The organism is Halomonas rhizosphaerae (assembly GCF_030012485.1).
In the GTDB taxonomy this organism is placed as follows: Bacteria; Pseudomonadota; Gammaproteobacteria; order Pseudomonadales; family Halomonadaceae; genus Halomonas; species Halomonas rhizosphaerae.
Window position 1 is genome coordinate 29,327 of sequence record NZ_JASCQQ010000032.1, and the last position, 18,722, is coordinate 48,048.

Annotated in this window: 15 protein-coding genes; 7 read left to right on the forward strand and 8 right to left on the reverse strand. The window is 68.7% G+C overall.

Annotation, left to right across the window (positions count from 1 at the left end):
* The first annotated feature begins 51 nt into the window (after window positions 1–51).
* The 3 genes from gatA to QLQ86_RS14795 are packed head-to-tail and all read left to right on the forward strand — an operon-like array spanning window position 52 to window position 3,544.
* A complete protein-coding gene (gatA, locus tag QLQ86_RS14785; protein WP_282817455.1) occupies window positions 52–1,512 on the forward strand; it encodes an Asp-tRNA(Asn)/Glu-tRNA(Gln) amidotransferase subunit GatA in 1,461 nt (486 codons plus the stop codon).
* The gene (gene gatB, locus QLQ86_RS14790) at window positions 1,512–2,966 is read left to right on the forward strand and encodes an Asp-tRNA(Asn)/Glu-tRNA(Gln) amidotransferase subunit GatB (RefSeq protein ID WP_282817456.1); all 1,455 of its coding nucleotides are present in this window, start codon (window positions 1,512–1,514) and stop codon (window positions 2,964–2,966) included. The genes gatA and gatB overlap by 1 nt, the downstream gene beginning before the upstream one ends.
* Before the next feature lie 26 nt (window positions 2,967–2,992).
* Window positions 2,993–3,544 carry a cupin domain-containing protein gene (locus tag QLQ86_RS14795; protein ID WP_282733772.1) on the forward strand — a complete coding sequence of 184 codons (552 nt, stop codon included), beginning with the start codon at window positions 2,993–2,995 and terminating at the stop codon, window positions 3,542–3,544.
* A gap of 8 nt (window positions 3,545–3,552) precedes the next feature.
* Here the strand turns inward: QLQ86_RS14795 and QLQ86_RS14800 are convergent, their stop codons facing one another.
* From QLQ86_RS14800 to QLQ86_RS14815, 4 genes are all read right to left on the reverse strand, one after another.
* Window positions 3,553–3,723, reverse strand: coding sequence for a DUF6435 family protein (locus QLQ86_RS14800; protein ID WP_133635937.1), 171 nt, complete (start codon window positions 3,721–3,723; stop codon window positions 3,553–3,555).
* 150 nt (window positions 3,724–3,873) lie between these two features.
* On the reverse strand, window positions 3,874–5,382 hold the full coding sequence (locus tag QLQ86_RS14805) for an aldehyde dehydrogenase (RefSeq protein WP_282817457.1): 1,509 nt from the start codon (window positions 5,380–5,382) through the stop codon (window positions 3,874–3,876).
* Entirely contained in the window at window positions 5,379–6,782 is a 1,404-nt protein-coding gene (locus tag QLQ86_RS14810; protein ID WP_282733769.1) for an aspartate aminotransferase family protein, read from the reverse strand. Before QLQ86_RS14810 ends, QLQ86_RS14805 begins: the two co-directional genes overlap by 4 nt.
* Window positions 6,783–6,810: 28 nt before the next feature.
* Window positions 6,811–7,578 (reverse strand): gamma-glutamyl-gamma-aminobutyrate hydrolase family protein, encoded by a 768-nt coding sequence (locus tag QLQ86_RS14815; protein ID WP_282817458.1) that lies wholly within the window; start codon window positions 7,576–7,578, stop codon window positions 6,811–6,813.
* Between the two features lie 257 nt (window positions 7,579–7,835).
* Here QLQ86_RS14815 and QLQ86_RS14820 point away from each other — a divergent pair, with 257 nt between their 5' ends.
* Complete coding sequence (locus tag QLQ86_RS14820; protein ID WP_282817459.1) at window positions 7,836–9,209, forward strand: glutamine synthetase family protein; 1,374 nt, start codon at window positions 7,836–7,838, stop codon at window positions 9,207–9,209.
* A gap of 79 nt (window positions 9,210–9,288) precedes the next feature.
* Here QLQ86_RS14820 and QLQ86_RS14825 read toward each other — a convergent pair whose 3' ends face one another.
* Window positions 9,289–9,942 (reverse strand): GntR family transcriptional regulator, encoded by a 654-nt coding sequence (locus QLQ86_RS14825; RefSeq protein ID WP_282733766.1) that lies wholly within the window; start codon window positions 9,940–9,942, stop codon window positions 9,289–9,291.
* A gap of 146 nt (window positions 9,943–10,088) precedes the next feature.
* Here QLQ86_RS14825 and QLQ86_RS14830 point away from each other — a divergent pair, with 146 nt between their 5' ends.
* Both QLQ86_RS14830 and QLQ86_RS14835 read left to right on the forward strand, forming a co-directional pair.
* A complete protein-coding gene (locus QLQ86_RS14830; RefSeq protein WP_282733765.1) occupies window positions 10,089–11,378 on the forward strand; it encodes an NAD(P)/FAD-dependent oxidoreductase in 1,290 nt (429 codons plus the stop codon).
* Between the two features lie 45 nt (window positions 11,379–11,423).
* The gene (locus QLQ86_RS14835; protein WP_282817460.1) at window positions 11,424–12,911 is read left to right on the forward strand and encodes a Na+/H+ antiporter NhaC family protein; all 1,488 of its coding nucleotides are present in this window, start codon (window positions 11,424–11,426) and stop codon (window positions 12,909–12,911) included.
* A gap of 111 nt (window positions 12,912–13,022) precedes the next feature.
* Here QLQ86_RS14835 and QLQ86_RS14840 read toward each other — a convergent pair whose 3' ends face one another.
* The 3 genes from QLQ86_RS14840 to QLQ86_RS14850 form a co-directional block, all read right to left on the reverse strand.
* Window positions 13,023–13,622 (reverse strand): glycine zipper 2TM domain-containing protein, encoded by a 600-nt coding sequence (locus tag QLQ86_RS14840; RefSeq protein WP_282817461.1) that lies wholly within the window; start codon window positions 13,620–13,622, stop codon window positions 13,023–13,025.
* Window positions 13,623–13,839: 217 nt separating this feature from the next.
* A complete protein-coding gene (locus tag QLQ86_RS14845; RefSeq protein WP_282817462.1) occupies window positions 13,840–14,706 on the reverse strand; it encodes a methylenetetrahydrofolate reductase in 867 nt (288 codons plus the stop codon).
* Between the two features lie 5 nt (window positions 14,707–14,711).
* The gene (locus QLQ86_RS14850) at window positions 14,712–15,917 is read right to left on the reverse strand and encodes a glycine cleavage T C-terminal barrel domain-containing protein (protein WP_282733761.1); all 1,206 of its coding nucleotides are present in this window, start codon (window positions 15,915–15,917) and stop codon (window positions 14,712–14,714) included.
* Window positions 15,918–16,153: 236 nt separating this feature from the next.
* Between QLQ86_RS14850 and QLQ86_RS14855 the strand changes: the two genes are divergently transcribed.
* Complete coding sequence (locus tag QLQ86_RS14855; RefSeq protein WP_282817463.1) at window positions 16,154–18,721, forward strand: GcvT family protein; 2,568 nt, start codon at window positions 16,154–16,156, stop codon at window positions 18,719–18,721.
* The last annotated feature ends 1 nt before the right edge of the window (window position 18,722 follow it).

An 18,722-nucleotide genomic window follows, 5' to 3' on the forward strand; every position in this document is an offset into this window, starting at 1 on the left:
CCCGCGCCACTCCCATCCGTTTCCGGCAAGCCATCACGGAGCCCAGGGCCCATGCATGACAAGACTCTGACGGAACTCGCCGCCGGCCTCGCCGCCGGCGAGTTCTCCAGCCGCGAGCTCACCCAGGCACTGCTCGCGCGCATCGACCGCCTCGACGGCGACCTCAACAGCTTCATTTCGGTGACCGCCGAGCAGGCCCTGGCCGCCGCCGACCGGGCCGATGCCACGCGCGCCGCCGGCGACGCGGGCCCGCTGACCGGCGTGCCCCTGGCGCTCAAGGACATCTTCTGCACCCAGGGCGTCAAGACCAGTGCCGGCTCACGGATGCTCGACAACTTCATCGCCCCCTATGACGCCACCGTGGTCGAGAAGCTCAGGGCCGCCGGCACCGTGAGCCTGGGCAAGACCAACATGGACGAGTTCGCCATGGGCTCCTCCAACGAGAACAGCTTCTTCGGCCCGGTGCGGAACCCCTGGGACCGGGACGCCGTGCCGGGCGGCAGCTCCGGCGGCAGCGCCGCCGCCGTGGCCGCCGGCCTGGTGCCCGCCGCCATGGGCACCGACACCGGCGGCTCGATCCGCCAGCCGGCCGCCTTCTGCGGCATCACCGGCTTGAAGCCCACCTATGGGCGGGTCTCGCGCTACGGCATCATCGCCTACGCCTCGAGCCTCGACCAGGCCGGCCCCATGGCCCGCACCGCCGAGGACTGCGCCCGACTGCTCGGCGCCATCGCCGGCCATGACCTGCGCGACTCCACCAGCGTGGCCCGCGGGGTGCCCGACTACACCGAGGAGCTCGACGCCCCCCTGGCGGGGCTGAAGATCGGCCTGCCTCGGGAGTACTTCGGAGACGGGCTCGACCCCGAGGTGGAGGGGGCCGTGCGCGAGGCGATCCGCGTTTACGAGTCGCTGGGCGCCACGGTGCGCGAGGTCAGTCTGCCGCACACCCACTACGCCATCCCGGCCTACTACGTCATCGCCCCGGCGGAGGCCTCCTCCAACCTGTCGCGCTACGACGGGGTGCGCTTCGGCCACCGCTGCGACGCCCCCGCCGACCTCACCGACCTCTACAAGCGCTCGCGAGCCGAGGGCTTCGGCGAGGAGGTCAAGCGACGCATCCTGATGGGCACCCACACCCTCTCCGAGGGCTTCTTCGATGCCTATTACAAGAAGGCACAGCAGGTGCGCCGGCTGATCCGCCAGGACTTTCTCGACGCCTTCGACGAGGTCGATGTGCTGATGGGGCCTGCCTCGCCGACCCCGGCCTTCGACCTGGGCGCCAGGAAGGACCCGGTCTCGATGTACCTGCAGGACATCTACACCATCGCCATCAACCTGGCGGGCATCCCCGGCATCAGCGTGCCGGCCGGCTTCGTGGGCCATCGCCCGGTAGGCCTGCAGATACTGGGCACCCACTTCGCCGAGGCGCGACTGCTCAACGTCGCCCACCAGTTCCAGCAGGCCACCGACTGGCACCTGCGTCGCCCCGCGCTTGCCGAGGAGACCCTCTGATGCAATGGGAAACCGTGATCGGGCTGGAGGTCCACGTCCAGCTCGCCACCAAGTCGAAGATCTTCTCCGGCGCCTCCACCGCCTTCGGCGCCGAGCCCAACAGCCAGGCGTGCGCCGTGGACCTTGGGCTCCCCGGCGTGCTGCCGGTGCTCAACGAGGCCGCGGTGGCCATGGCCGTGCAGTTCGGGCTGGGGATCCACGCCGAGATTCCCGAGGTCTCGGTGTTCGACCGCAAGAACTACTTCTACCCCGACTTGCCCAAGGGCTACCAGACCAGCCAGATGTATCATCCTATCGTCGGCCCAGGCGAGGTGGAGATCACCCTGGAGGACGGCGAGACCAAGCGCATCCGCGTGCACCATGCGCACCTGGAGGAGGATGCCGGCAAGTCGCTGCACGAGGACTTCCACGGCATGACCGGCATCGACCTCAACCGCGCCGGTACCCCGCTGCTGGAAATCGTCTCCGAGCCGGACATGCGCTCGGCCAAGGAGGCCGCGGCCTACCTCAAGGCCATCCACTCCATCGTGACGTATCTCGGGATCTCAGACGGCAACATGGCCGAGGGCTCGATGCGCTGCGACGTCAACGTCTCGGTGCGTCCCAGGGGGCAGGCGAGCTTCGGCACCCGCGCCGAGATCAAGAACGTCAACTCCTTCCGCTTCGTCGAGCGCGCCATCGCCTTCGAGGTGGAGCGCCAGATCGAGCTGCTCGAGGACGGCGGCGAGGTGGTCCAGGAGACCCGCCTGTTCGACCCCGAGCGTGACGAGACCCGCAGCATGCGCACCAAGGAGCAGGCCAACGACTACCGCTACTTTCCCTGCCCCGACCTGCTGCCGGTGGAGCTCGACCGGGCCTACGTCGACCACCTGCGCGACAACCTGCCGGAGCTGCCCGCCGACAAGCGCGCCCGCTTCCAGGAGGCGCTGGGCCTCTCCGCCTACGACGCCGGGGTGCTCTCGGCGAGCCGCGAGATGGCCGAGTACTTCGAGGCGGTCAAGGAGGTGTGTGGCGATGCCAAGCTGGCCGCCAACTGGGTACAGGGCGAGCTCTCCGGCGCCCTGAACCGCGAGGGCCTGCCGATCCAGGACAGCCCGGTCTCGGCGATCCAGCTCGGCGAGCTGGTCAGTCGGGTGATGGATGACACCATCAACGGCAAGGCCGCAAAACAGGTCTTCCAGGCACTGTGGAACGGCGAGGGCGACAGTGCCGACGAGGTGATCGAGGCCAAGGGGCTCAAGCAGGTCACCGATACCGGCGCCATCGAGGCGATGATCGACCAGGTGATCGCGGACAGCCCCGCCCAGGTGGCGCAATACCGGGATGCCGAGCCCGACAAGCGCGGCAAGATGATCGGCTACTTCGTCGGCCAGGTGATGAAGGCCTCGCGGGGCACCGCCAACCCCCAGCAGGTGAATGCCCTGCTGAAAGAGAAGCTCGACGCGCTGTGCTGATCCCGCGCTGAGGGAAGGAGAACCGGATGTCGGATGATGTCGGTGCACGACTGCGCGCCCTGCGCACCCTGAAGGGCATTTCCCAGCGCGAGCTGGCCAAGCGCTGCGGGGTCACCCACTCCAGCCTGTCGCTGATCGAGCAGGGCAAGGTGAGCCCCTCGGTCAGTTCGCTGAAGAAGATCCTCGACGCCATTCCCATGAGCGTCGGGGACTTCTTCACCATGGACCTGGAGAACGGCCGACGGGTGTTCTACTCGGCCGAGGAGCTGGCCGACGTGGGCTCCGGCGACGTCATCTACAAGCTGGTGGGGGCCGACCGCCGCGATCGCGCCCTGGCCTTCATGATCGAGACCTATCCGCCCGGGGCCGACACCGGCCGCGAGATGATCGCCCACCAGGGCGAGGAGGCCGGCGTGGTGCTGGAGGGCGAGATCGAGATCACCATCGGCGCCGACGCCCGGGTGCTGGGCCCCGGCGAGGCCTACTACTTCGAGACCAACGTCCCCCACCGCTTCCGCAACCCCGGCCGCGAGCCCTGCCGCCTGGTCAGCTGCGCGACCCCGGCGCGGACCTTCTGACCCGTCCCTCAGGACGACTTGAGCTTCTCGATCTCCTCGCGCAATGCCTCCGCCTCCTCGGTCAGGGAGGCGTTGGCGCGCATGTCGCCGTTGCGGGCGGCCAGCATGGCCTGCTCGAGCTTCTGCTCGTAGGCCTTCTGCAGCTTCTTCGACGGGTCGCTCTTGAAGAGTCCGAACATGGCGCTGTCTCCTGCCGGGGAATGTCCTTACAGGCTACTCGCCCCGGAGGTAAAAGGCTATGCACAAGCTGTACAGTTATTATTATCAGTACAAAGACAAGGCCGGCACTCGGGTGCCGGCCTCTACGCTTTCATACAGTGGAGCGCGGGTCAGGTGGCGAGCGACATCCAGACGCTCTTGAGGTCGGAGTACTCCTCCAGGGAGTGGTGGGACTTGTCGCGGCCGTTGCCGGACTGCTTGACCCCGCCGAAGGGCATGGTCTGGTCCCCGCCGGCCCAGTTGTTGACGAACACCTGGCCCGAGGCCAGCCGACGCGTCACACGCATGATGCGGTCGATATCCTGGCTCCACAGGCCCGCGGCCAGGCCGAAGTCGCTGTCGTTGGCCAGGGCGATGGCCTCCTCCTCGCTGTCGAAGCCGAACACCGAGAGCACCGGGCCGAAGACCTCCTCGCGGCCGATGGCCATCGCCGGGGTCACGCCGTCGAACACCGTGGGAGGGATGAACAGCCCCTTGCCCTCCAGCGCCTGGCCCCCGGTACGCAACCGGGCGCCCTCCTCCACTCCGCGGCGGATGTAGTCGAGGATCCGGCGGTACTGGGCCTCGTCGACGATCGCCCCCATGAAGCTCTCGGGGTCGAGCGGGTCGCCGGGCTGCATCGTCTCGGCGGCGGCCAGCACCTTCTCGACGAAGGCCTCGCGGATCGAGTTCTCCACCAGCAGGCGGGAACCGGCGATGCACACCTCGCCCTGGTTGTGGAAGATCGCCTCGGCGGCATGACGGGCGACCCTGTCCAGGTCCCTGCAGTCGGCGAAGACCAGATTGGGGCTCTTGCCGCCGCACTCCAGGTAGAGGCGCTTGAGGTTGGACTGGCCGGCATACTGCATCAGCTGCTTGCCCACCCCGGTGGAGCCGGTGAAGGCCAGGCAGTCGACCTGCATGGAGAGCGCCAGCGCCTTGCCGACGGTGTGGCCGAAGCCCGGCAGCACCTGGAAGACGCCGCGGGGCAGCCCCGCCTCACGGGCCAGCTGGGCCAGGCGCAGCGCCGAGAGCGGTGACTTCTCCGAGGGCTTCAAGATGACACTGTTGCCGGCGGCCAGCGCCGGGGCGATCTTCCAGGCGGTCATCATCAGCGGGAAGTTCCAGGGCACGATGGAGGCCACCACGCCCAGCGGCTCGCGCAGTACCAGCGCCAGGGTCTCCTCCCCGGTAGGGGCCACCTCGCCGTAGAGCTTGTCGATGCACTCCGCCTGGTAGCGGATGCAGCCGATGGCCCCGGCCATGTCGCCCAGCGAGCTGCCCACCGGCTTGCCCATGTCCAGGGTGTCGAGCAGCGCCAGCTCGTGCTTGTTGGCCTCCATCAGGTCGGCCAGGCGCAGCAGCACCTTCTTGCGCCGCCCCGGCGCCAGGCGCGACCAAGCGCCGCCGTCGAAGGCCGCCCGGGCATGGCCCACGGCCAGCTCGGCGTCGGCGGCGTCGCAGCTGGCGACCCGGGCCAGGCGCTCGCCGGTGGCGGGATTGAGGGTCTCGAAGGTCTCGCCGCTGACGGCCTCGACGAAGGTGTCGTCGATAAAGGCGCGGGCCTCCAGGCCCGGCGTCACGGCATCGGCCAGGGCCTGCCAGTCTGCCAGCGTCTTGGGGGGTACGGGACGGCTCATGCGGGTCTCTCCTCGGGTTGCGGTTCGTCGGCGGCCCTCGGCACCAGGCACCGGGCGGTCTCGTCCAGCGCCTCGCGGGCCAGGGTCACCAGGTCATCGATCTGCTCGCGGGTGATCACCAGGGGCGGGGCGATGATCATCGTATCACCCACCGAGCGCATCACCAGGCCACGGCGGAAGCTGATGTCGCGGCACAGGTTGCCAGCGGCGAGGGCCTTGTCGAAGCGCTCGCCGCTGGCCGGGTCGATGAGCTCCAGGGCCCCCATCAGCCCCAGCGAGCGGGCCTCGCCGACGAGGGGATGGTCGGCGAGCGTGGCCCAGCGGCGCGCCAGGTAGGGCCCCAGCTCGTCGCGGACCCGCTCGACCACGCCTTCGGCCTCCATGAGCTCCAGGTTCTTCAGCGCCACCGCGGCGCACACCGGGTGGCCGGAGTAGGTGAAGCCGTGGAAGAACTCGCCACCCTCCTGGATCAGGGTGTCGGCGACCCGATCGCCGACCAGCACCCCGCCGATGGGCAGGTAGCCGGAGGAGAGCCCCTTGGCGATGGGCATCAGGTCGGGGGCGAGATCATAGTGAACGCTGCCGAACCACTCGCCCAGGCGGCCGAAGCCGCAGATCACCTCGTCCACCACCAGCAGGATGTCGTAGCGCGAGAGAACCTCCTTGACCGCCGGCCAGTAACTCGCCGGCGGCATGATGGCGCCGCCGGCGCCCTGCACCGGCTCGGCGATGAAGGCCGCGACGGTCTCCTCGCCGAGCTCCAGGATCTTCTCCTCGATGGCCGCGGCGCACTGGCGACCGAAGGCCTCGGGATCCTGATCGCGCACATCGCCGAACCGCCCCTCTCCAAACCAGTAGGGCTGACGCACATGGGTGATGCCCGGCACGCAGGGGCCGCCCTGGTCGTGCATCGGCGCCATGCCACCCAGGCTCATGCCGGCGACGGTGGAGCCGTGGTAGCCGTTCTCGCGGCCGATCACCCAATGCTTCTCCGGCTTGCCCTTGAGTGTCCAGTAGCGGCGCACCATGCGCAGCACGGTGTCGTTGGCCTCGGAGCCGGAGCCGGTGAAGAAGACGTGGTTGAGGTGTGCCGGCGCCAGGGCGCAGAGCTTCTCGGCGAGCCTCACCGCCGGTGGGTGCGTGGTCTTGAAGAAGTTGTTGTAGTAGGGCAGCCGGCGCATCTGCTCGGTGGCGGCCGTCACCAACTCCACGCGCCCGTAGCCCAGGTTGACGCACCACAGGCCCGCCATGCCGTCGAGGAGCCGATTGCCCTCGGCGTCGTGGATGTAGACCCCCTCGGCGCGTTCGATGATGCGGCTGCCCTCCTCGCCCAATGCCTTGAAGTCGGTGAAGGGGTGCAGGTGGTGGGCACGGTCCAGTGCCTGAAGCGAATGGGACATGATGGCTCTCCGGGTCGAGGCGATGGCCTCAGGCGTCGACGGCGGGTGACGGGATGCGGGCACCGCGATGGGCCTGGCAGGCCGCGGCGAAGGCCCGGAACAGGGCGTCATAGAGCGGGTGCTCGCGGGGCTTCCATTCGGGGTGCCACTGCACCGCCAGGGTGAAACCCGGTGCACCCGCGACCGAGATCGCCTCGACGAGCCCGTCCTGGGCCAGGGCCTCGGCGACGAGCCCCGGCCCCAGCTCGGCGATGCCCTGCTGGTGCAGGGAGTTGACCCGGGACGCCGGCTCGGGATGGAGCGCGGCGAGCCGCCCGCCGGGCACCAGCGAGATGTCGTGGCTCGGGGCATACTTCGCCTCGCGGTCGCCTTCCGGCTCACGGTGGTCGAGCATACCCGGCACCCGCTGCACCGCCTGGTGCAGGGTGCCGCCGAAGGCCACGTTGAGCTCCTGGAAGCCGCGGCAGATGCCCAGCAGCGGAAGCCCCAGGTCCAGGGCGGCGGGAATCCAGCCCAGCGCCGCGGCATCGCGATGGGGGTCATCCCGGGTGTTCTCCGGGGCCCGTTCGGCACCGTAACGCTGCGGCTCGACGTTGGTGTAGCTGCCGGTGAGCAGAAGGCCGTCGAGCGACGCCAGCAGCTCGCTCTCCACCGCGTCCTCCCACACCGGCAGGATCACCGGCGCCAGGCCATAGTCGCGCAGGGTGGAGAGGTACTTGTCGGTGACCATGTGCGCGGGGTGGCCTTCCACCTCGCGCCGGCAGGCGATCACGCCTACCAGGGGTCGGGTGCGCATGGCGGTCTCCTCGAAACACGCGTGATGATTGTTATGCTTTGCTCAACATATATCCGTTGATTAACCTTGCCAACCCCCATCGACACCCCGTCACCATAGATATCCATCAGGTGACTGTAATAATAGGATAAAATTGACATGGAAACGTCCGAAAGGTCGCCGACGCCTGGCGAAATACGTAAAAGATTTGACAACATGAGTGTGTGCTTCAAAGATGACAGCCATCGAACAATGACCCCAAGCCGATAGGTGGCCCCATGTCCTCCCCTGCCGATGAAGCCCGCGACTTCCTCGACCGCCATCCCGACGTGGACAGCGTCGACCTGCTGATCAGCGACCTGAACGGCGTGCTGCGCGGCAAGCGCATCCCCCGCGACAACCTCGAGAAGGCCTTCCGTGACGGGGTCAACCTGCCGGCCTCGGTTTTCGCCCTGGATATCCTGGGCAATACCATCGAGGCCACGGGCCTGGGCCTCTCGATCGGCGACAGCGACCGGGTCTGCCGCCCAGTGGCGGGCAGCCTGATGCCGAGCCCCTGGCTACGCGAGGCCCGCCAGGCGCAGCTGCTGATGACCATGACCGAGGCCGACGGGGCGCCCTTCTTCGCCGACCCCCGCCAGGTGCTCGCCCGGGTGCTGGAGCGCTTCCGTCGCGACGGGCTGACGCCGGTGGTGGCCGTGGAGATGGAGTTCAGCCTCGTCGACCGCCGCCGGGACGCCCTGGGCATGGTCCAGCCGCCCTGCTCGCCGGCGACCGGCGAGCGCGCCGCCCAGAGCCAGCTCTATTCGATCAACGAGCTCGACGAGTATGCCGAGCTGCTCGAGGAGATCCATGCCGCCGCCCGGACCCAGCGGCTGCCGCTGGACACCGCCCTCAAGGAGTGCGCCCCGGGACAGTTCGAGATCAACCTGATCCACTGCGATGATGCCCTGGCGGCCTGCGACAGCGCGGTGCTGCTCAAGCGCCTGATCAAGGGCGTGGCCCTGCACCATGGTTTCGAGGCCACCTTCATGGCCAAGCCCTATGGCCAGGAAGCCGGCAACGGCACCCACGTCCATATCAGCCTGCTCGACGAAGCCGGGAACAACGTCTTCGCGGCCGAGGACGACGCCCCGCTCGGCACGCCGCTGATGCAGCACGCCGTGGCCGGGCTGCTCGAGCTGATGCCGGCCTCCATGGCGCTCTTCGCCCCCAACCTCAACTCCTTCCGCCGCTTCCAGCCCGGGCTCTATGTGCCGATGGCCCCGACCTGGGGCTACGACAACCGCTCGGTGGCGCTGCGCATCCCCTCGGGACCCAACGCGGCGCGGCGCATCGAGCACCGGGTGGCCGGCGCCGACGTCAACCCCTACCTGCTGCTGGCGACCCTGCTCGGCGCCATCGACCACGGGCTGCAGCAGCGGCTGACGCCGCCGCCGGCCATCACCGGCAACGCCTATGACCAGGCCGCGCCCAGCCTGACCAACAGCTGGTGCCAGGCCCTGGACCTGCTGGAGCAGAGCGAGCCCCTGGCCGAGGCGCTGGGCGCGGACTTCCTCGCGGTCTTCCTGGCCAACCGCCGAGCCGAGCGGGACCAGGCCATGCAGGCCGTCAGCAAGCTCGAGTACGACTGGTACCTGCGCCACGTGTGACCTCGGGCGCCCGGGACTCCATGGGCGCCGGCAGAGCGTTGTCGCGCCGTCACGACACCGATCGCGCGACGCGGCAGGCCTACTCGAGCAGGCGCATTCCCTGTTCGATATCGGCGGCAATGGCGTTGCAGAAGCCCTCCCTGTCGCCCCGGGACAGGGCATGGGTCACGTCGCGATGATGGTCATCGGCGATGCGTGATGCGCCCCAGCGAGTGCCGATCTGTCGCATGCTGGGCCCGTACTGCAGCCAGAGGAGCTCGACCAGGGGCAGCAGCACCCGGGAGCGGCTGCGTCGATAGATCAGGAAGTGGAAGCGATGGTTGCCACGCATGTACGCCTGCATATCGCCGGCCTCGATGGCCGCATTGATCCGGGCATCGATGCCCTCGAGCTCAACCAGGTCCGCGGCGGTCAGCCGGGGGAAGGCCTGGCGGGAGACTTCGGTCTCGAGGCTCTTGCGCGCAAACAGCACCTCGTGAAAGCGCTCGCGGTTCAGTTCGGGGACCCGGATCTTGCGGCTGTCGGAGAAGACCAGTGCCCCCTCCGTCACCAGCCAGCGCACGGCCTCACGGGCGGGCATCGCGCTGGTACCGTACTCGGTGGCGATACGGCGTATCGAGATCAGGTCTCCCGGCGCAAAATCCCCCTCGCAAAGCCTCGTCCGCAGCTCCCGATGCAGCCGGGTGGCGGCGGTATCCGGCGAGAACCCTTCGCCCTGTGTCTGTTGCTCCATCGGCTTGCCATGTCGTCGTCATACACCCCGCCAGCATACCCCAAACTGGCGCCACTGCGGCTCCGCCCCGCACCGGGTTGCCACTCTCGCAAGGCCCTGCTAGTGTGATCACACGTATGTGATCACATCTTGCAGCGAGCATTTTCATGACCCAATCGCGCCCCCCTTCCTACTACTCCGCGTCCGTCATCAGGGAGTCCGATTACCCCGTCCTCGAGGGCCATCACCGGGTCGACGTCGCCATCGTGGGTGGCGGCTTCACGGGCGTGGCCACGGCCGTCGAGCTGAGCGAGCGGGGCTATCGGGTGGCGGTGATCGAGGCGAACAAGATCGGCTGGGGGGCCAGTGGACGCAACGGCGGCCAGGTCACCGGCAGCCTGTCCGGCGAGGATGTCATGCGCCGCCAAATGCGGCGCACCCTCGGCGATGAGGCTGCCGATTTCGTCTGGGACCTGCGCTGGCGCGGCCAGCGCATCATTCGCGAACGTGTCGAGAAATACGCCATTCCCTGCGACCTCAAGCACGGGCATCTCCAGGCGGCCTACCAGCCAAGCCATCTGAAGGCACTGCGGCGGGACTACGAGGCCTCCCAGTCCCACTGGATCGGCGAACATGTCCATTGGCTGGACAAGGCAGGGGTCGAAGACGTGCTCGGCACGCGGCTCTACCACGGCGCCCTCCGCAACGACTACAACATGCATCTGCATCCCCTGAACCTCTGCCTCGGCGAGGCCCGGGCGGCAGCAAGCCTGGGGGCCAGGATCTTCGAAGCGTCACCCGTCGTGGAGGTGGTGCACGGTGAATCCCCGGCCGTCATCGGCGAGCATGGCCGCGTCGAGGCCGATAGCGTGATCCTGGCCGGCAACGCCTACCACCACCTCGAGCGCCGGCGGCTCGGCGGCAGGCTCTTCCCCGCCTCGCTCGGCATCGTCACGACCGCCCCGCTGGACGAGGCCACCGCCATCGCGATCAACCCCCAGGACCTGGCCGTCTACGATACCCGCTTCGTGCTGGACTATTACCGCCTCACCGCCGACCGGCGGCTGCTCTTCGGTGGCGGCGCCAACTACTCGGGCAGGACGTCAGCCGACATCGCCGCCGAGCTGCGCCCGCGGCTGGAGCATACCTTCCCACAGCTCGAGGGCGTGGCGCTCGACTTCCAGTGGCAGGGACTCGCCGGAATCGTGATCAACCGCGTGCCGATGCTCGGCAAGCTCTCCCCCCACGTCTACTACGCCCAGGGCTACTCCGGGCACGGCATCGCCACCTCGCACCTCGTCGGCGAGATCCTTGCCGAGGCGGTCGATGGCAGCAGGCGGGAGTTCGATGCCTTCGCCAATGTCCGTCACTGGCGAGTCCCGTTCAGCGACCGTCTCGGCAACACCCTGCTGGCCGCCGGCATGTGGTACTACCAGCTGCTGGAACGCCTGCGCTGACCCACCCTACCACCCTCACACAATGACAAGATCGAGGAGGTCTCCATGGAAGCCAACGACAAGCTGATCAAGCAGGGCGCCCGCCCGTGGCACCGCTGGATGGTCATGATATTGCTCGCTATCGCATTGGCCGCCGTCGTCAGCGCCGTGGTCGGCACCAGCGGTGCCGACGCCATCGACGGGCCGTTGATCCTGGTCCCGACGGGACTCGTTCTGCTGCTTGCGCTGTTGTCCAGGCGTGCGCTTGAACCGCTGGTGTTCGGTGCCTTCGCCGGTACCCTGATGATGGATCCCACGAATGCGCTGAGCAGCCTCTCCGAGAGCCTGATGAGCGTGATGACTGACGAGGATGTCGCCTGGGTCATTATGGTCTGCGGCCTGATGGGCAGCATCATCGCCCTGCTGCTGAAATCGGGCTCGTCCCAGGCCTTCGCCCGGGCCATGATGCGCTACACGACCGACAAGCCCCGCGCCCTGATGGGCTGCTGGTTCATGGGGATCGTGCTGTTCGTCGACGACTACCTCAACTCGCTGGCCGTGGGCACCTCGATGCGCAGGATCACGGACCACTTCAAGACATCGCGCGAGATGCTGGCCTACGTCATCGACTCCACCGCGGCACCGATCAGCGTCCTGATCCCCATTTCCACCTGGGCGGTATTCTTCGGCGCCCTGATCGAGAAGAACGGCGTCGCCGCGGACGGCCAGGGCGTGATGACCTATATCCAGGCCATCCCCTTCATGTTCTACCCGTGGATTGCCGTGGCCATGGTGCCGCTGGTCATCTACGGCAAGATCCCGCTGATCGGGCCGATGAAAACGGCGGAACGTCGCGCCGAACGACACGGGCAATGCGTGCCCGCGGGGGCCGAGCACATCGACGAGGACATTGGCCACCTCGAGGCGGATGCCAGTCACAAGGGAAGCGTCTGGTCCTTCCTGCTGCCCATGGCCTCCCTGGCCTTCTTCACCTGGTGGTTCGACCTGGATTTCCTGATGGGCATCTTCATCACCCTGGCCGGGATGATCGTGACCTTCATCGCCCTGAAGAAGCTGTCCGCCAGCGAGACCTTCGACAATATCGTCGAGGGCTTCAAGTCGATGATCGATGCCCTGGCGGTGCTGGTGGCGGCCTTCCTGTTCAATGAGGTCAATACGGCACTGGGCCTCAACGAGTACATCATCACCACCGTGGAACCGCTGATCTCCGCCGAGCTGTTGCCCTTCATCATCTTCAGCATCATGGGCTTCGTCTCCTTCGCCACCGGCTCGAACTGGGGCGTGTTCGTGATCATCCTGCCCATCGTCGCCACCCTGGGGCACAACCTGGGCGCCGACATGACGCTGGTGATCGGGGCCACCCTGTCGGCCAGCACCTTCGGCAGCCACGCCTGCTTCTATTCGGATGCCACGGTGCTGACCTCCCAGGCCAGCGGGTGCACTCCCTTCCAGCATGCCTTCACCCAGCTGCCCTATGCGGCACTGGCGGGCATCCTGGCCGCCGGCGCCTACCTGGTACTGGGCTACCTGTGAACGACGAGGTCTCGCCTTGACCGGCGACACGTCCGAGACACCTGCCCCCAACGACAGCGCCCCGGCCATCACTGGCCGGGGCGCTGTCTTTCATGACGCGATGAAGCTCGCTCAGCCACCTTGCGAGGAGACGGCATTCCACTGCGGCTGCCCCTCCTCGAGCAGTACCCGGTCGCCCTCGGGCGGGCTGTCCAGGCGGCTGGTCTCGACCATCTCGCCGTGGCGCCAGGTGACCTCGTAGCCCTCGGTCTCCTGACGGGTGTCGACCACGGTACGGCACTCCTGGCGGGTGGTGGTGCGCGGCTGGGACTGTGCCGCCTGGGCATGCTGGCGCGCCTCAACGCGCTCCTGGACCTCCCGGCCGGCCAGGCCGCCGCCGATGGCACCGGCCACCGTGGCGATCTTCTTGCCGCTGCCGCCGCCGACCTGGTTGCCGAGCAGGCCGCCGACGATGGCCCCGGCGGCGGTGCCTACCACGCGGTGGGGATCACGGCTGGCGCCCTGTCCCGACGGTGCCTCCGGCTGCGACTGCACGACCACGTCCTCGCACACCTCGCGTGGGGTCTCCACGGTGCGCGTCAGGGTCTCGACGTTGGTGATCTCGGCGTACTCGGGGCCGCGCTGCTGGTCCTGGATCTGCCAGGCCCCGAAGGCCAGACCGCCCAGCCCCAGCACGGCCAGGGTGGAACCCACCACGATCGACTTGCTCATCTTTCACCTCCTGAAGGGCGCGGGACGCCACTTGCTGAAACACCATCGGACTCCAGGCGTGCGTGACTCATGACGGCTTGGGGCGATGAGAGGGGTAGCGCAGTCCGGCGCCATCCCACGCGGCCCAGTATAGGACGATGCGCCCTGTCGGAGTGACGAAGGAGCCGGCTTCCACATTCTCTCCCTACGCGTCGTCTGATGGAGACAGTCGCGGCGGTCAGGCCAGGGGCTCGCCGGCGGAGGTGACGAGGTGGGCATTCGCTTCATCTCTCGCTGGCCGCTCGGGCATCAGATCCTGACGCGCCTCCAGCCAGCCGCGGGTAGCCGCGACCCGGTTGAAGGTAAAGACGTGCAGGCCGGCGAAACCGGCAGCGGGATCGCCCAGGCCCGGTCCAAGCCCCTCCAGCAGGGCATCGGGGCAGTAGGACGAGGGCCTCAGCAGTCGTGCCAGCCAGCCCGACTGGCCGCGTAGGGCGCGCACCGAAGGCCCTAGGCCCAGGCGCAGGGCGATGGCCAGCAGTCGCCTGGGCTCCATCACTCCGGGGATGCCGGCATGGAACGGCAGGGGCAGGCCGAGCCGCTGCTGCCGCTCACGCCAGGCCAGCAGCGGCGTCGCCTCGAAGCACAGCTGGGTGACGGCGTAGTCGGCCAGCGCCGCCTTGGCCTCGAGGTCGCGCTGCAGTGCCGTCGCCTCGATGCGGTGATGCCCCTCCGGATAGGCGGGCACGCCGAGACGCGCCGGCCGCAGCTCAAGCCCGGTCATGGCCTCGAGCAGCGCCCGGCCGTGGGGATAGGCCCCCACCGGGCGTTCGGCATCCCCGCCCACCACGAAGGCATCGTCGATGCCCAGCGCTGCGAGACGTCTCAGCAACTGCTCCAGGTGGGCGCGGTCGCGCACCAGCCGGGCGGCGAGGTGCGGCACCACCCGAACGCCCATCCCGACCAGCCACTCGCTGGCCTCCAGGGTGCGCTCGAGGCCGTGGCGCGGCGAGCAGGTCACGGTGACCATGGCGCCATGCGGCAGGTCCCGGGCCGCCTCCTGCATGCCCGCGATGGGTAGCAGCTCGTAGCGGGTCGCCGTCATCGTCCTCACCCCTTGGGAATTTCCTTGGAGGGATCGTGAAAGGGCTTCTCCACCACCCTGGCTTCCTGCAGGCCGGTATTGGCCTCGATGCGTAGCGCCGTGCCCAACTCGGCGTATTCGACCGGCACCATGGCGTAGCCGATGTTTCGCTCCTGGCGCGGCGAGCGGGTGGCTGAGGTCACCTTGCCGATACGCTCGCCGTCTGCATCGAACACGGGGAAGACATCGATCATCGAGCCGTCGGTGAAGTAGCCCACGCTGGGGCCGTCGATCTCCACCCCCACCAGCTTGCGTGTCACCCCCTCGGCCTTGATGCGCTCCAGGGCGGCACGGCCGATGAAGTCGTCGTCGCCGCGCAGATCGACCATCCAGTCGTAGCCCATGCCCACCTCGAAGGGGTTGGTGTCGTACCAGATATCGCAGCCGAAGGCGAGGATGCCGCCCTCGATGCGGCGGATGTGGCAGGGGCCGATCACCTGCATGCCGTGGGGCCGGCCGGCCTCGAAGACCCGCTGCCAGAGCGCCTCGCCGAAGCGACTGGCCTCGCGCAGGTAGATCTCGTAGCCGATCTCGCCGGAGTAGCCGGTGCGCGAGATCACCACCGACATGCCGTCGAGCTCGGCCTCCATCAGGTGGTAGTAGGGCATGCCCAGCACCGCCTCGCCGAACAGGTCCACCATCACCGCCTTGGCCTTCGGTCCCTGGACCTGCACCGGCGCCACGTCCACTTCCTGGAGGGTCACGTCGAGCCCGGCATTGACCGCCAGCCCCCGGCACCACAGCAGGATGTCGCTGTCGGCCAGCGAGAGCCAGAAGCGGTTCTCCTCGATGCGCAGCAACACCGGGTCGTTGAGGATGCCGCCGTCGGGAGCGGTGACAAAGACGTACTTGCACTGCCCCACCTGGCAGTGGCGCATGTCGCGGGGGACCAGCCGCTGGGTGAAGGCGAAGGCGTCGGGCCCGCTGATCTCGATCTGGCGCTCGACGCCGACGTCCCACAGGGTCACGCCCTGCACCAGGGCCCAGTACTCGTCAACCGGGTCGGTGTAGAGGCGTGGATGGTAGTGGTGGTTGTAGACGCTGTACTTGCGCACCCCGTGCCGCCGCGAGGCGTAGAAGAACGGTGACTTGCGGATGCGCGGATAGAGCAGGATCTCCGGCGCCGATGGGGTGTTCTGAGTGCTCTGGATGCTCTCGATGGCCTGGGACATGACCGCCTCCTCGAGTGTCGCTGTGGCGGGGACCGACGCCCGCCGGCCGCCCTTGACTTCGACACTAGCCCCTGGGCCGACCGCCCATCTCGCTGTGGGCGTCGAGCTCTTTGGCGTGGGCGACAGGGCCGGCCGCGGCCTGTCGCCGCCAGGCAAGGGGGCGTCGCCGCGGGACAGCGTGCCTCTCGGGGCCTGCCTTATCCTGCGGGGAAACCCTCGGACTGAGGAGGACGATCATGGCGGCACTCCCCTCACAGGCAGACGCGGTGATCATCGGCCTGGGCGGCATCGTCGGCGCCTCGGTGGCTCATCACCTGATCGAGCAGGGCTGGACGAACCTGGTGGGCCTCGAGAAATCCGCCATCCCGTCGGACATCGGCTCCACTGCTCACGCCTCCGACTTCTGCTTCATGATCTCCCACGACCGGCTCTCCTGCTACACGACCACCTATAGCCAGCGCTTCTACGAGGCGCTCGGCCACTACCACAAGGTCGGCGGCCTGGAGATCGCCCGGGTCGGCGACGAGGCGCGGCTGGCCGAGCTCCAGCGCAAGGTCGCCTCGGGCAAGGCGTTCGGCACCAACGTGCGCATGGTGGACGCCGACGAGGTGGTGGCACGCTTCCCGCTGCTCGACCGCGACCGGGTGCTGGGCGGCATGTGGGATCCCGACGCCGGCCTGGTGATCCCGCGCTCCCAGCGGGTGGCCGGCGAACTGATCGAACGCGCCGTGACGGGCGGCCGGCTGCGCGCCTTCGCCGAGACCCCGGCGCTGGATATCGACGTCCGGGACGGCCGGGTATGCGGCGTCGAGACGCCCAGGGGCTACGTTGCCACCCCGCGGGTGATCGTCACCTCGGGCATCTGGGGCCCGATCCCCGCCGCCATGGGCGGGGCGGCCCTGCCGCTGATGCCGGTGGAGCATCCGCTGCTGTTCTTCGGCCCCTTCGACACCTTCGCCGGCACCGGCAAGGAGATCGGCTATCCGCTGCTGCGCGACCAGGGCAACTCCGCCTACATGCGCGATACCGGCGACCCGACCAGCACCGAGGGCGGCCAGCTGGAGTGGGGCTACTACGAGTCCCGCGAACCGCGGCTGGTGGCCCCTCGCGCCATCCTCGAGCGCGACCGGGCGCGCCTCTCGCCCTCCATGCGCGACCTGGAGCTGGACCAGGTGGCCGAGGCCTTCGAGCGGGCCATCGACCTCGCCCCCGTTCTCGGCGAGCTGGGCTGGGACGAGAAACACTCCTTCAACGGCCTGCTCTCGGTCACCTCGGACGGCGGCTCCCTGGTGGGCGAGTCGCCCGAGACCCGCGGCCTGTGGTTCTGCGAGGCCGTCTGGGTCAAGGACGGCCCCGGCATGGGCAAGCTACTGGCCGACTGGCTGACCCACGGCCGCGCCGAGCCCGACCCCTGCGGCATCGACATCGCGCGCTTCTACCCGGTGCAGAAGACGCCCCATCACGTCCAGGGCCGCTGCCGGGAGATCGCCCGCAAGATCTACGACCCGCCGGTGCACCCCCGCGAACCCTTCGAGAGCGGCCGCGACCTGCGCCGCGGTCCCTTCTGGCCGCGCGAGAAGGAGCTCGGCGGCTTCTTCATGGAGGCCGCCGGCTGGGAGCGCGCCCACGGCTACGCCGCCAACGAGGCACTGCTGGAGCGCTATGCCGAGCACGTGCCCGAGCGCCCGGCGGAGTGGGACGCCCGCCACTTCTGGCGGGTGTCCAATGCCGAGCACCTGGCGCTCTCCGACGACGTGGGCATGATCAACCTCTCCCACTTCGCCATCTACGACATCTCGGGCCGCGATGCCGAGGCGCTGCTGGAGTGGCTCTCGGTGGCCCGGGTGGGCGGCGACACCCCCGTCGGCAAGGGGGTCTATACCCACTTCCTCGATGCCGCCGGCGGCATCCACTCGGATCTCACCATCGTGCGCCTGGCCACGGACGCCTGGCGGGTGATCTGCGGCGGCGACACCGGCCACCGCGACCTGATGTGGATCACCCGCCGCGCCGAGGCGGCCGGGCTGACCCGCTGGCACCTGGAGGATCGCAGCGACGCCCTGGCCACCCTGGGCCTGTGGGGCCCCAACGCCCGGCGCACCCTGCAGGCCCTGGCCGACGACCCCGAGGGCCTGGACGACGCCCGCTTCCCCTTCGCCACCGCCCGCGAGATCCGCGTGCAGGGATTGCCGGTGTGGGCCTTCCGCATCTCCTATGTCGGCGAGCAGGGCTGGGAGCTCTATGTGCCCTTCAGCTACGGCCTGGCGCTCTGGGACCGACTGTATGACGCCGGGGTGACGCCGGTGGGCATCGAGACCTACGCCAACAGCCGCCGCCTGGAGAAGAGCCTGCGGCTGCAGAACGTCGACCTGCTCACCGACTACAACCTCGTCGAAGCGGGCCTGGCGCGGCCGAGGGTCAAGGCCGCGGAGTTCCACGGCAAGGCGGCCTACCTGGAACAGCGAGGCCGCGAGCGCCAGCCGGCCACGCTCTGCACCCTGGTCATGGAGTCGCATCACGACGCCGCCGGCACCCCGCGCTTCCCGGTCGGCCAGTCGCCGCTGCTCGACCCCGAGAGCGGCGAGGTGCCGGTGGACGCCCTGGGCCGGCGCTCCTACGTGACCAGCATCGCCTATGGCCCCTCGCTCGGGCGCAACATCGCCCTGGCCTACCTGCCCGCTGGCTACGCCGAGGAGGGGCGACCCCTGCTGCTGGAGTACTTCGCCGAGCACTTCCCGATGCGGGTGGCGGCCGTCGGCTATCGGGCCCTCTATGATCCGGAGAACGCCCGGCCGCGAGGCTGAG